11 protein-coding genes are annotated in these 12,713 nt (G+C 62.4%); 7 read left to right on the forward strand and 4 right to left on the reverse strand.

Annotated elements, in window-relative coordinates:
- Nucleotides 1–43: 43 nt before the first annotated feature.
- The 3 genes from grxD to PMM47T1_RS20120 all read right to left on the reverse strand — a co-directional run bounded on the left by grxD (nt 44) and on the right by PMM47T1_RS20120 (nt 3,010).
- Nucleotides 44–382 carry a Grx4 family monothiol glutaredoxin gene (gene grxD, locus PMM47T1_RS20110; protein ID WP_008372370.1) on the reverse strand — a complete coding sequence of 113 codons (339 nt, stop codon included), beginning with the start codon at nt 380–382 and terminating at the stop codon, nt 44–46.
- A gap of 116 nt (nt 383–498) precedes the next feature.
- Complete coding sequence (locus tag PMM47T1_RS20115) at nt 499–2,610, reverse strand: molybdopterin oxidoreductase family protein (protein ID WP_008372372.1); 2,112 nt, start codon at nt 2,608–2,610, stop codon at nt 499–501.
- A 106-nt stretch (nt 2,611–2,716) separates the two neighbouring features.
- Nucleotides 2,717–3,010, reverse strand: coding sequence for a hypothetical protein (locus tag PMM47T1_RS20120; protein ID WP_008372375.1), 294 nt, complete (start codon nt 3,008–3,010; stop codon nt 2,717–2,719).
- A 401-nt stretch (nt 3,011–3,411) separates the two neighbouring features.
- Here PMM47T1_RS20120 and argF point away from each other — a divergent pair, with 401 nt between their 5' ends.
- Nucleotides 3,412–4,332 carry an ornithine carbamoyltransferase gene (gene argF, locus PMM47T1_RS20125; RefSeq protein WP_008372377.1) on the forward strand — a complete coding sequence of 307 codons (921 nt, stop codon included), beginning with the start codon at nt 3,412–3,414 and terminating at the stop codon, nt 4,330–4,332.
- Complete coding sequence (locus PMM47T1_RS20130; protein WP_008372379.1) at nt 4,329–5,375, forward strand: ABC transporter ATP-binding protein; 1,047 nt, start codon at nt 4,329–4,331, stop codon at nt 5,373–5,375. The genes argF and PMM47T1_RS20130 overlap by 4 nt, the downstream gene beginning before the upstream one ends.
- A gap of 2 nt (nt 5,376–5,377) precedes the next feature.
- On the opposite strand, the gene ybaK is transcribed toward PMM47T1_RS20130, so the two are convergent.
- A complete protein-coding gene (gene ybaK / locus PMM47T1_RS20135; protein WP_008372381.1) occupies nt 5,378–5,848 on the reverse strand; it encodes a Cys-tRNA(Pro) deacylase in 471 nt (156 codons plus the stop codon).
- Between the two features lie 469 nt (nt 5,849–6,317).
- Here ybaK and PMM47T1_RS20145 point away from each other — a divergent pair, with 469 nt between their 5' ends.
- The 5 genes from PMM47T1_RS20145 (at nt 6,318) to PMM47T1_RS20165 (ending at nt 12,662) form a co-directional block, all read left to right on the forward strand.
- On the forward strand, nt 6,318–7,169 hold the full coding sequence (locus PMM47T1_RS20145) for an MIP/aquaporin family protein (RefSeq protein WP_008372384.1): 852 nt from the start codon (nt 6,318–6,320) through the stop codon (nt 7,167–7,169).
- Between the two features lie 75 nt (nt 7,170–7,244).
- Nucleotides 7,245–8,750, forward strand: coding sequence for a glycerol kinase GlpK (gene glpK / locus PMM47T1_RS20150; protein ID WP_008372386.1), 1,506 nt, complete (start codon nt 7,245–7,247; stop codon nt 8,748–8,750).
- 151 nt (nt 8,751–8,901) lie between these two features.
- Nucleotides 8,902–9,657, forward strand: coding sequence for a DeoR/GlpR family transcriptional regulator (locus tag PMM47T1_RS20155; RefSeq protein WP_008372388.1), 756 nt, complete (start codon nt 8,902–8,904; stop codon nt 9,655–9,657).
- A 236-nt stretch (nt 9,658–9,893) separates the two neighbouring features.
- A complete protein-coding gene (glpD, locus tag PMM47T1_RS20160; RefSeq protein ID WP_008372389.1) occupies nt 9,894–11,420 on the forward strand; it encodes a glycerol-3-phosphate dehydrogenase in 1,527 nt (508 codons plus the stop codon).
- A gap of 336 nt (nt 11,421–11,756) precedes the next feature.
- Complete coding sequence (locus PMM47T1_RS20165; protein ID WP_008372392.1) at nt 11,757–12,662, forward strand: glutamate/aspartate ABC transporter substrate-binding protein; 906 nt, start codon at nt 11,757–11,759, stop codon at nt 12,660–12,662.
- Nucleotides 12,663–12,713 lie beyond the last annotated feature (51 nt).

Consider the following 12,713-nt stretch of genomic DNA (forward strand, 5'->3'; position numbering starts at 1 on the left):
GCTGTCTCGCGACAGCGGGGCTTTTTGTTGAAGCTCAGGGCAATCAGGCGTTTTCGCCGGCCTTGGCTTTTTCAGCTGCGGCCTTGATCAGCGTCTGCAGTTCACCCTGCTCGAACATCTCGCTGATGATGTCGCTGCCGCCGACCAGTTCACCGCCCACCCACAGTTGCGGGAAAGTCGGCCAGTTGGCGTATTTTGGCAGGTTGGCGCGGATTTCCGGGTTCTGCAGGATATCCACATACGCAAATTTTTCACCGCACTGCATCACGCACTGCGACGCTTTCGACGAGAAGCCGCACTGCGGGGCGTTCGGCGAACCTTTCATGTAAAGCAGAATGGTGTTTTTTGCAATCTGCTCTTTAATCGTTTCGATGATATCCATGGAGCACCTCGGCTTAGCTTTCCGACTCATAGGTCGACACGGTGACGCATTGTAACGGAAACCCGAGCGGCACGCTCGGCCATCTCCAGAGGGCCAGCGCAGCCTGGCGGCAGCGGCTACACGGTAGCAGCCACTTGGACGGGCACACCATTGAGCGCCGCATTGCCCGACACGCAGTCCAGCACACGCTCATCGGTCAGGTCATTGGCGCTGGCACCCGGTTGCGCGCGGGCAATTTCCAGGTGCACACCATGGCGGGCGTGGCCGAAGCCATGGGGCAGGCTGACCACCCCCGGCATCATCTCGACACTGCCCAGCACCTCCACCTCGATACTGCCCACCCTGGAAGTGACGCGCACCCGCTGGCCGTCCTCCAGCCCGCGACCCGCGAGGTCGTCAGGGTGCATCAGCAATTGGTGGCGGGGCTTGCCCTTCACCAACCGATGGTAGTTATGCATCCATGAATTGTTGCTGCGCACGTGGCGGCGCCCCACCATCAGCAACTCGCCCGCCTCCGCCGGCGGCTGCGCGGCAAAGCGTTGCAGGTCGTCCAGCAGCACCGCAGGCGCCGCCTGAATGCGCTGGCCAGGGGTTTTCAGCCGCGACGCCAGGTTGGGCTGCAAAGGGCCCAGATCGATGCCGTGGGGGTGCTCGGCCAAGGTGGCGAGTGACAGCCCCACCGCATTCTTATCGCCCCAGGGGCCCGCGCGCAAGCCGCGCTCGATGATATGGGCCGGCGGCACCGTGGCTTTCAGCTCCTTGCCGGATCGGGCGGCAAACGCCTGGGCCAGGCCGACGAAAATCTCCCAGTCGTGCAGCGCGCCCTCGGGCTTGGGCAGGATAGCGCGGTTGAACCGGCTGACATTGCGCACCGCGAACAGATTGAAGGTGGTGTCGTAGTGGTCGTTTTCCAGCGCCGAGGTGGACGGCAGAATCAGGTCGGCATAACGGGTGGTTTCGTTGATGTACAGGTCGATGCTGAGCATGAACTCCAGGCCATCGAGCGCCTGCTCCAACTGTCGGCCATTAGGGGTGGACAGCACCGGGTTGCCGGCCACGGTGATCAGCGCACGCACCTGGCCCTGGCCTTCGGTGAGCATTTCCTCGGCCAGCGCCGACACCGGCAGCTCACCGCCATACTCCGGCAAGCCGGACACGCGGCTTTGCCAGGCATTGAAATGGCCGCCGCCCGTGCTGGCCACCAGGTCCACCGCAGGCGTGGTGCACAAGGCGCCGCCCACGCGGTCGAGGTTGCCGGTCACCAGGTTGATCAACTGCACCAGCCAATGGCACAGCGTGCCGAATGCCTGGGTGGAGACACCCATACGCCCGTAGCACACCGCCTTGTCGGCCGCAGCCAAATCACGCGCCAGCTGGCGGATATCCGCTGCCGGCACGCCGCAGCGCGCGCTCATGGCCTGGGCAGTAAACCCGGCGATGGCCGCCCGCACTTGCTCCAGGCCATCCACCGGCAGGTGGGTGGCGCGGCCCAGGCCTTCGCTGAACAGCGTATTGAGCATGCCCAGCAGCAGCGCGGCGTCGCCGCCGGGACGAATGAACAGGTGCTGGTCGGCCATGGCCGCGGTCTCGGTGCGGCGCGGGTCGACCACTACCACGCGGCCGCCGCGCCGCTGGATGGCCTTCAGCCGCTTTTCAACGTCCGGCACGGTCATGATGCTGCCGTTGGACGCCAGCGGGTTGCCGCCCAGGATGAGCATGAAGTCGGTGTGATCGATGTCGGGGATCGGCAGCAATAGCCCATGCCCGTACATCAGGAAACTGGAAAGGTGATGGGGCAACTGGTCCACCGAGGTGGCCGAGTAGCGATTGCGGGTCTTGAGCAGGCCCAGGAAATAACCGCCATGGGTCATCAGCCCGTAATTGTGCACGCTGGGGTTGCCCTGGTAGATCGCCACCGCATCCTGGCCATGACGCTGCTGGATATCCCACAGCCGCGCGGCCACGGTATCGAAGGCTTCCTGCCAACTGATCGGGTGCCATTCGCTGCCGCTGCGCAGCATGGGCTGGCGCAGGCGGTCGGGGTCGTTCTGGATGTCTTGCAGGGCCACTGCCTTGGGGCAAATGTGGCCGCGACTGAAGGTGTCCAGGGGGTCACCCTTGATCGAAATGATACCCACGTGCCCCTTCTCGTCGGCCTGGGTCTCGATAGTCAGGCCACAAATGGCCTCGCACAGGTGGCACGCGCGGTGGTGCTGCGTCTTGGTCATGGCCTGTCTCGTCCGGGCATCGAAAGATGACTATGGAACGATAGTGCCGACTGCACCAGCTGGCATGGTGCCCTGAATCAGCGGCCATCAGGGCCGGCGATAGTGCTCAGGCCAGGGGGATGACGGAGGGCGCGGCCTGCAACTGGATTTCCAGCACGGTTTCCACCTCTTCCTGGGCAATGGGCACACCTGTCAGCTCGCCGATCAGCTTCCAGTGCTCGTCCAGGCCGCCACTGATGGTGGCCATGCGGTCGATCATGCGCCTGGCGGCCGAGGCGGTCACCTCATCTTCGCTGCGCAGCAACTCGAACGACATCGAGGTCATCGACGCCGTCAGGTGCGTGAGCGTTCGCGCCGTGAGGCCCAACAGCTCAAGCAATTGTTGTTCTCTGGAATCCATTCACCCTCTCCGCGTATCTTGCACGATACAGTCTAGTACCCAAGTGTTGCAGTGTACGTAAAGGCCGGGATGGCCACCACCCGCATCGCGTCTGACGGCAACAACCTGAGACAAGCTTAACGCTAGACAATTCCCGCCTTGATTGCCAAGCCAAGCGACGTCGGTGTACAAAGCAGGACAGGGTTCGGATGAACGGCCCTGAGCCGACCCGCGCGAGACATTCACTGAAACACTCCCGTGATCGGAATATGAAACACATATTGGTAATACGCGACATTTAATTATAAGATCGCGCCTTTCCCTAATTTCGTCGCCGTGTGCGGCTTTCGCCGCAGGCCTCACTCGTTTTTTTCGAAAGCCGGTCATGAGCGCTGCGGTACGTTGCAAAAAGGTAGTCAATGATGAGCGCAAGGCACTTTCTCTCCCTGATGGATTGCACGCCCGAAGAGCTTCTCAGCGTCATCCGTCGAGGCACCGAGCTCAAGGACCTGCGTAACCGCGGCGTACTGTTCGAGCCGCTGAAGAACCGGGTACTGGGCATGATTTTCGAGAAATCCTCGACCCGTACCCGCCTGTCTTTCGAGGCCGGCATGATCCAGCTGGGCGGCCAGGCAATCTTCCTGTCGCCGCGCGACACCCAACTGGGCCGCGGCGAGCCGATCGGCGACTGCGCCATCGTGATGTCGAGCATGCTCGATGCGGTGATGATCCGTACCTACGCCCACAGCACACTGACCGAATTTGCCGCCAACTCGCGCGTGCCCGTCATCAACGGCCTGTCCGATGACCTGCACCCCTGCCAGTTGCTGGCCGACATGCAAACCTTCCTTGAGCACCGCGGCAACATCCAGGGCAAGACCGTGGCCTGGATCGGCGACGGCAACAACATGTGCAACAGCTATATAGAAGCGGCTATCCAGTTCGACTTCCAGCTGCGCGTGGCCTGCCCCGAGGGCTTTGAACCCAACCCGCGCTTCCTGGCCCAGGCCGGTGACCGCGTGACCGTGGTGCGTGACCCGAAAGAAGCCGTGGCCGGCGCTCACCTGGTGAGCACCGACGTATGGACCTCCATGGGCCAGGAAGAAGAAACCGCGCGCCGCCTGAAGCTGTTCACACCCTACCAGGTCAACCGCGCATTGCTGGACTTGGCGGCCGACGACGTGCTGTTCATGCACTGCCTGCCTGCCCACCGTGGCGAGGAAATCAGCATGGACCTGTTGGACGACCCGCGTGCCGTGGCCTGGGACCAGGCCGAGAACCGCCTGCATGCGCAAAAGGCGCTGCTGGAGTTCCTGGTGGCACCGGCCTACCGCCCGGCATGAGCCTGGCGCCCCTGCTGACGTTGAACCATCTGGCCTGCGGTTACCAGGGCCAGGCGGTGGTACGCGACCTGGACCTGCAACTGCACGCTGGCGAAATCGGTTGCCTGCTGGGCGCCTCGGGGTGCGGCAAAACCACCACCTTGCGGGCCATTGCCGGTTTCGAAGGCGTGCACGAAGGCGAGATTCGCCTGGCGGGAGAAATTATCTCCCGCCCCGGCCATACCCTGGCACCGGAGAAACGTCGCATCGGCATGGTGTTCCAGGACTACGCGCTGTTCCCGCACCTGACGGTGGCCGAGAATGTCGCGTTCGGCATTCGCCAGCATCCGCAGCAGGCACAGGTGGTCGGGGAAATGCTGGCCCTGGTCAACCTCACCGGCCTGGGCGCCCGCTACCCGCACGAACTGTCCGGAGGCCAACAGCAACGCGTGGCCCTGGCTCGCGCGCTGGCGCCACAACCGCAATTGCTGTTGCTGGACGAGCCCTTTTCCAACCTTGACGTGGAACTGCGCCGACGCTTGAGCCAGGAAGTGCGCGAGATTCTGAAAAGCCGCGGTACCAGCGCCATCCTGGTTACCCACGATCAGGAAGAAGCCTTTTCGGTCAGCGACAAGGTGGGTGTATTCCAGCAAGGTCGGCTGGAGCAATGGGACACGCCCTACAACCTCTACCATCAGCCACACACCGCCTTCGTCGCCAGCTTCATCGGCCAGGGCTACTTTGTGCGCGGCACCTTGAACGATGCCCGCTCGGTGCTCACTGAACTGGGTGAGCTGCGCGGCAGCCACAGCTACCCCTGGCCCCAGGGCAGCGTCGTGGATGTACTGTTGCGTCCGGACAACATTGTCCACGCGCCCGACAGTCCATTGCAGGCACGGGTCACCGGCAAACGCTTCCAGGGCGCGGCTACCTTGTACCAACTGCAACTGGGCAGCGGCCGCCAGGTGGAAGCGCTACTGCCCAGCCACCTTGCGTGCGAGCCCGACCAGCACATCGGCATCCGCGTGCACACCGAGCACCTGGTGCTGTTCGCCGCCGCCTGACCTCAGGGGCGGCCGATATCGGCGAAGGTGCCGCAGGTGTGCTCGGCCAGCACCGCTGGCGCCAACTCCACTTCCAGCCCTCGCCGCCCGGCACTCACGTGCAGGGTCGGCAGAGGCTGGGCTGACTGGTCGATAAAGGTACGCAGGCGCTTCTTCTGCCCCAGCGGGCTGATCCCGCCCAGCAGGTAGCCGGTGGACCGCTGCGCAGCAACCGGGTCGGCCATTTCGCACTTCTTCACCCCCGCCGCATGGGCCAGGCCCTTGAGGTCGAGGGTGCCGGCCACCGGCACGACCGCCACCAGCAATTCCCCCTTCTCGCTGCTGGCCAGCAGCGTCTTGAACACCTGCGCCGGGTCCAACCCCAGCTTTTGCGCAGCCTCCAGGCCGTAGGAGAGTGCCTTGGGGTCGTGTTCGTAACTGTGCACACGGTGTTCGGCCCGTGCCTTCTTCAACAAATCCAACGCCGGGGTCATGTTCACTCCTGTGGCGGGGCGGCAAATAACTGCACCAACTCTACCACCAACGTGCAGCCGCTGCCGAAGGCTGCGCTGGCCCTGTACCGCAGTGTGGTTACCAAGCGTATGCCGATGATTGGTCTGTGCTCTTTAGATCGCGCGCCGCCCACGCGGCGCTTCCCGGCCACAGGTCGATCCTGCATTTTTTTCGAGCGTGCATCGTCAGCGGCATCCTGGTCCGCCTTGTTTGCACCCCTGCGGATCGGTGTCGCCAGCACTGCCTGCGCGCCACCAGTCAGTTTCTGAATGACAGTTCATTTTCGACCTTTGACATAATCGTTTCTTGTCTATATTTTTTCGTTTCTGAATATCGCAAACCCTAGACCAGTTTGCGAACGCAATACACCCACCGGTATGGGGTTTTACCGGCGGGTGCTTTACTCGAGCGCCCGAACGGCGCCGTACAACAACAAAAAAGGTGTCAATGATGACGACTGCTCAGCAACAACCTGCGTTGTCCGGCCAGTGCATGGCCGAATTCCTCGGAACCGCCCTCCTGATCTTCTTTGGCACCGGCTGTGTGGCGGCGCTCAAGGTAGCGGGCGCCAGCTTCGGGCTGTGGGAAATCAGCATCATCTGGGGGGTGGGCGTCAGCATGGCGATCTACCTGACCGCCGGGGTTTCCGGTGCCCATCTGAGCCCGGCCGTGAGCATCGCCCTGTGCGTGTTCGCCGGCTTTGAAAAACGCAAACTGCCGTTCTACATCCTCGCCCAGGTGGCCGGTGCCTTCTGCGGCGCGGCGCTGGTGTACACGCTGTACAGCAACCTGTTCTTCGATTACGAACAAGCCCACCACATGATCCGCGGCAGCCAGGAGAGCCTGGAACTGGCCTCGGTGTTCTCCACCTACCCGCACCCATCCCTGTCCACCGCCCAGGCCTTCCTGGTTGAAATGGTGATCACTGCCATTCTGATGGGCGTGATCATGGCCCTGGGCGACGACCAGAACGGCCTGCCGCGCGGCCCGTTGGCGCCGCTGCTGATCGGCCTGCTGATTGCCGTGATCGGCAGTTCCATGGGCCCGCTGACCGGGTTTGCGATGAACCCTGCGCGCGATTTCGGGCCAAAGCTGATGACCTACTTTGCCGGCTGGGGCGAAATTGCCTTTACCGGTGGGCGTGACATCCCGTACTTCCTTGTGCCTATCTTCGCGCCGATTCTGGGCGCCTGCGTGGGCGCGGCCGTTTATCGCGGCCTGCTGGCCCGCCACCTGCCGGCCGCCGCCCCCGCCCTGGAAGCTGCCAGCGACAACAACGCGAGCAAGGTACAGGCGTCCTAGACCAGCGCCTTCCTGACCTTGACCACAGCCTTGAGCCGTACTCCCGACTTTTATTTTTCTTGAAAGGCCACCGCCATGACAGACCTTCAGAACAAGAACTACATCATCGCCCTGGACCAGGGCACCACCAGCTCGCGCGCCATCATTTTTGACCGCGACGCAAACGTTGTCTGCTCCTCGCAAAGCGAATTCACCCAGCACTACCCGCAGCCGGGTTGGGTGGAACACGATCCCATGGACATCTTCGCCACCCAGAGCGCAGTGATGGTGCAGGCCCTGGCCAAGGCCGGCCTGCACCACGATCAGGTGGCCGCCATCGGTATCACCAACCAGCGTGAAACCACCGTGGTGTGGGACAAGAACACCGGCGCACCGATCTACAACGCCATTGTCTGGCAATGCCGCCGCAGCACCGAGATCTGCGAGCAGCTCAAGCGCGACGGCCACGCCGAGTACATCCACGAAACCACCGGCCTGGTCACCGACCCGTACTTCTCGGGCACCAAGCTCAAGTGGATCCTGGACAACGTCGAAGGCGCGCGCGACCGCGCGCGCAACGGCGAGCTGCTGTTCGGCACCGTGGATACCTGGCTGATCTGGAAATTCAGCGGCGGCAAGGTGCACGTCACTGACTACACCAACGCCTCGCGCACCATGCTGTTCAACATCCATACCCTGCAATGGGATGACAAGATGCTGGACGTGCTGAACATTCCGCGCCAGATGCTGCCGGAGGTGAAAGGCTCCTCCGAAGTCTACGGCCGAACCAAAAGCGGCATCGCCATCGCCGGTATCGCTGGCGACCAGCAAGCCGCGCTGTTCGGCCAGATGTGCGTGGAGCCCGGCCAGGCCAAGAACACCTACGGCACCGGTTGCTTCCTGCTGATGAACACCGGCGACAAGGCCGTGACTTCCCAGCACGGCATGCTCACCACCATCGCCTGCGGCCCGCGCGGCGAAGTGGCCTACGCCCTGGAAGGCGCAGTATTCAACGGCGGCTCCACGGTGCAGTGGCTGCGTGACGAGCTGAAGATCGTCAACGACGCCTACGACACCGAATACTTCGCCAACAAGGTCAAGGACAGCAACGGCGTGTACCTGGTGCCGGCCTTCACGGGCCTGGGCGCCCCCTACTGGGACCCCTATGCCCGTGGCGCACTGTTCGGCCTGACCCGCGGGGTCAAGGTGGACCACATCATCCGCGCCGCGCTGGAGTCCATTGCCTATCAGACCCGCGACGTGCTCGACGCCATGCAGCAGGACGCCGGCGAACGCCTCAAGTCCCTGCGCGTGGATGGCGGCGCGGTGGCCAACAACTTCCTGATGCAGTTCCAGGCCGACATCCTCGGCACCCAGGTGGAACGTCCGCAAATGCGCGAAACCACCGCCCTGGGCGCCGCCTACCTGGCAGGCCTGGCGGTCGGTTTCTGGGGCAGCCTGGACGAGCTGCGCGGCAAGGCCGTGATCGAGCGCGAGTTCGAGCCACAGCTGGACGAAGCCGCCAAGGAAAAACTGTACGCCGGCTGGCGCAAGGCGGTTGAGCGCACACGCGACTGGGAACCTCACGAGGAGCAGCTGTAAACTGCAACCTGCAAGCTGCAAGCTGCAAGCCCCCGCTCATCTGCCTTAGCGTGTAGCGTGTAACTTGCAGCTGCATCTCCCCGGGTGCTAGCACCCGGGGCCTTCCTGCGGCATGATGGGCGAATTTGCTCCGGCAGCCGAAGGAAGCCCAATGAACCTGCCTCCACGCCAACAACAAATCCTCGAACTGGTGCGTGAACGCGGCTACGTCAGTATCGAAGAGATGGCCCAGCTGTTCATCGTTACCCCGCAGACCATTCGCCGCGACATCAATCAGCTGGCCGAACTCAATTTGCTGCGACGCTACCATGGCGGCGCGGCCTACGACTCCAGTATCGAAAACACCGCCTACGCCATGCGCGCCGACCAGATGCGCGATGAGAAGCAGCGCATCGCCGAAGCGATCGCCGCGCAGATCCCCGACCACGCGTCGCTGTTCATCAACATCGGCACCACCACCGAATCCATCGCCCGCGCGTTGCTCAATCACAACCACCTGAAGATCATCACCAACAACCTGCACGTGGCCTCGATCCTCAGCGCCAAGGATGATTTCGAAGTGCAGCTGGCCGGCGGCAACGTGCGCCGTGACGGCGGCGTAGTAGGCCAGGCCAGCGTCGACTTCATCAACCAGTTCAAGGTGGACTTTGCCCTGGTGGGCATCAGCGGTATTGATGAAGACGGCAGCCTGCTGGACTTCGACTACCAGGAAGTGCGCGTATCCCAGGCGATCATCGCCAATGCGCGGCAGGTGATCCTGGCGGCAGACTCGAGCAAGTTCGGCCGCAACGCCATGGTACGCCTGGGTTCGATCACCCTGATCGACTGCCTGGTGACCGACAAGGTACCCGTGCCGGCGCTGTTGCAGTTGCTGAATCAGCACAAGGTGCGCCTGGAAGTCGTATAACCCGTCCCGCTGTAGCCGCCTGCGCTGGCGCCCTGGCTCACGGAATATTTCCAGTGCACGCAAGGGCCACGGCAGCCTGGCGGCAGCCGCTACATGTTCGCTTATTTTCATTTCGCCACCATTCGATCAGTATTTTCAATCGATAACGACTGGCCTGCACCCTCCTCTTGCGCTAATATTTTCGGAAATGAACATTAATGTTCGATTTCAACTTCAAATAACAGCAGGAGGCCGTCATGCCCCACTCCACCTTGCCCACCCCTCCCTTGGCCGAAGTCTATGATGTAGCCGTGATTGGCGGCGGCATCAATGGTGTTGGCATCGCAGCGGACGCGGCAGGTCGCGGGCTTTCGGTGTTCCTTTGCGAAAAGGATGACCTGGCCAGCCATACGTCCTCGGCCAGCAGCAAACTGATCCATGGCGGCCTGCGCTATCTGGAACATTATGAATTCCGCTTGGTGCGCGAAGCACTGGCAGAACGCGAAGTATTGCTGGCCAAGGCACCGCACATCGTCAAGCCCATGCGCTTCGTGCTGCCTCACCGCCCTCATCTGCGCCCGGCATGGATGATCCGCGCTGGCCTGTTCCTGTACGACCACCTGGGCAAGCGCGAGAAGCTTGCAGCCTCGCGCACGCTGAAATTCGGCGCAGACAGTGCACTGAAGAGCGAAATAGCCCGCGGTTTCGAATACTCCGACTGCTGGGTTGACGATGCCCGCCTGGTGGTACTCAACGCCATGGCCGCCCGCGAGCACGGTGCGCACCTGCATACCCGCACGCGCTGCCTGAACGCGCGGCGCATCAAGGGCCTGTGGCACGTTCACCTGGAACGCGCCGACGGCAGCCTGTTCTCCATTCACGCCAAGGCGCTGGTCAATGCGGCAGGCCCCTGGGTAGCGAAATTCATTCGCGATGACCTGAAGCTGGATTCGCCCTACGGTATCCGCCTTATCCAGGGCAGCCACCTGATCGTGCCCAAGCTGTACGAGGGCGAACAGGCGCACATTCTGCAGAACGAAGACCAGCGCATTGTCTTCACCATTCCATACCTGGAACGCTTCACCATCATTGGCACCACCGACCGCGAGTACACCGGCGACCCGGCCAAGGTCAGCATTACCGAGGCCGAGACCGATTACCTGTTGAAAGTAGTCAATGCGCACTTCAAGAAGCAGGTGCAGCGCGACGACATCGTGCGCACCTATTCCGGTGTGCGCCCGCTGTGCAACGACGAATCCGACAACCCTTCGGCCGTGACCCGCGACTACACCCTGTCGCTGTCGGGCGGCGCCGATGAACCGCCGCTGCTGTCGGTGTTCGGCGGTAAGCTGACCACCTACCGCAAGCTGGCCGAATCGGCCATGGCGCAGTTGGCGCCGTTCTTCAAGCACATGAAGGGCAGTTGGACCGCCACCGCGCCGTTGCCGGGCGGCGAACAGATGACCACCCCGCAGGCGCTGGCCCAGGCACTGGTGGCCAAACACGCCTGGCTACCCACCGAGCTGGCCCGCCGCTGGGCCATCACCTATGGCAACCGTAGCTGGGCGCTGCTGGACAATGCCCAGGGGCTGAGCGACCTGGGCGAACTGATCGGCGCCAACCTGTACAGCCGGGAGGTGGATTATCTCCGCCGTGAGGAATGGGCCGTGGACGTCGCCGATATCCTGTGGCGCCGTACCAAACTGGGGCTGTTCACCAGCGCGGCTGAGCAGCAGAAGCTGGCGGATTACTTGCTCAAGACCCTACACACCCAAGCCGCCTGACCTCGTGGGAGCGGGCTCTGCCCGCGAAGAGACCGTCGCTGTCGCCCCGTTGATACGCAGTGTTCTCTTCGCGGGCAGAGCTGCTCCCACAAAAGCCTGTGCCCATGATCGGGTTTCCGAATGCCTGCAATGCTAGCATTCGGCCACCCGACCCATCATTCCCGCCATATCCCCTTCATCAAAGATTAATCCCCTTGCCGATCAAGACTTTAGGCTAAACAGCGCAGCCTGGCACGACTCATGCTCTACACTCTCCAGCGAATCCGCAGCACAGACTGCTGAACGAATGAGCCCCAAGACGGCTCCATAAAAAAAACAAAGGTCGAGGAGACATAGATGCGCATCATTCACACCCTGTTGGGTGCAGCCATTGCTGCAGCACTGATCAGCAGCCCCGCCATGGGCGCCGAGCTGACCGGTACCCTGAAGAAGATCAAGGATTCGGGCACCATCACTCTGGGCCACCGCGACTCCTCCATCCCGTTCTCCTACATCGCTGACGCTTCGGGCAAACCGGTCGGCTATTCCCATGACATCCAGTTGAAAATCGTCGAAGCCCTCAAGAAAGACCTCGACATGCCCAACCTGAACGTCAAGTACAACCTGGTCACCTCGCAAACGCGCATCCCGCTGGTACAGAACGGCACCGTCGACATCGAGTGCGGTTCCACCACCAACAACGCCGAGCGCCAGCAACAGGTGGACTTTTCGGTGGGCATTTTCGAGATCGGCACCCGCCTGCTGTCCAAGAAAGACTCGCCCTACAAAGACTTCGCCGACCTGAAAGGCAAGAACGTGGTGACCACCGCCGGCACTACCTCCGAGCGCCTGCTCAAGGCCATGAACGCCGACAAGCAGATGGGCATGAACGTCATTTCCGCCAAGGACCATGGCGAGTCCTTCCAGATGCTGGAATCGGGCCGCGCCGTGGCCTTCATGATGGACGATGCGCTGCTGGCCGGCGAAATGGCCAAGTCCAAAAAGCCCGATGACTGGGCCGTGACCGGCACCGCACAATCCCACGAGATCTACGGTTGCATGGTGCGCAAGGACGACCCGGCGTTCAAGAAGGCTGTGGATGACGCCATCGTCGCCGTGTACAAGTCCGGCGAGATCAATGACATCTACAACAAATGGTTTACCCAGCCTATCCCGCCAAAAGGCCTGAACCTGATGTTCCCGATGAGCGACGAGCTCAAGGCGCTCATCGCCAACCCCACCGACCAGCCCGCCAAGGACTGATCCGCCCGCAACGTCTACCCTTCAACTATCCACTGGTGTGAAAACACCGGT

Source organism: Pseudomonas sp. M47T1, assembly GCF_000263855.1.
Classification (GTDB): Bacteria; Pseudomonadota; Gammaproteobacteria; order Pseudomonadales; family Pseudomonadaceae; genus Aquipseudomonas.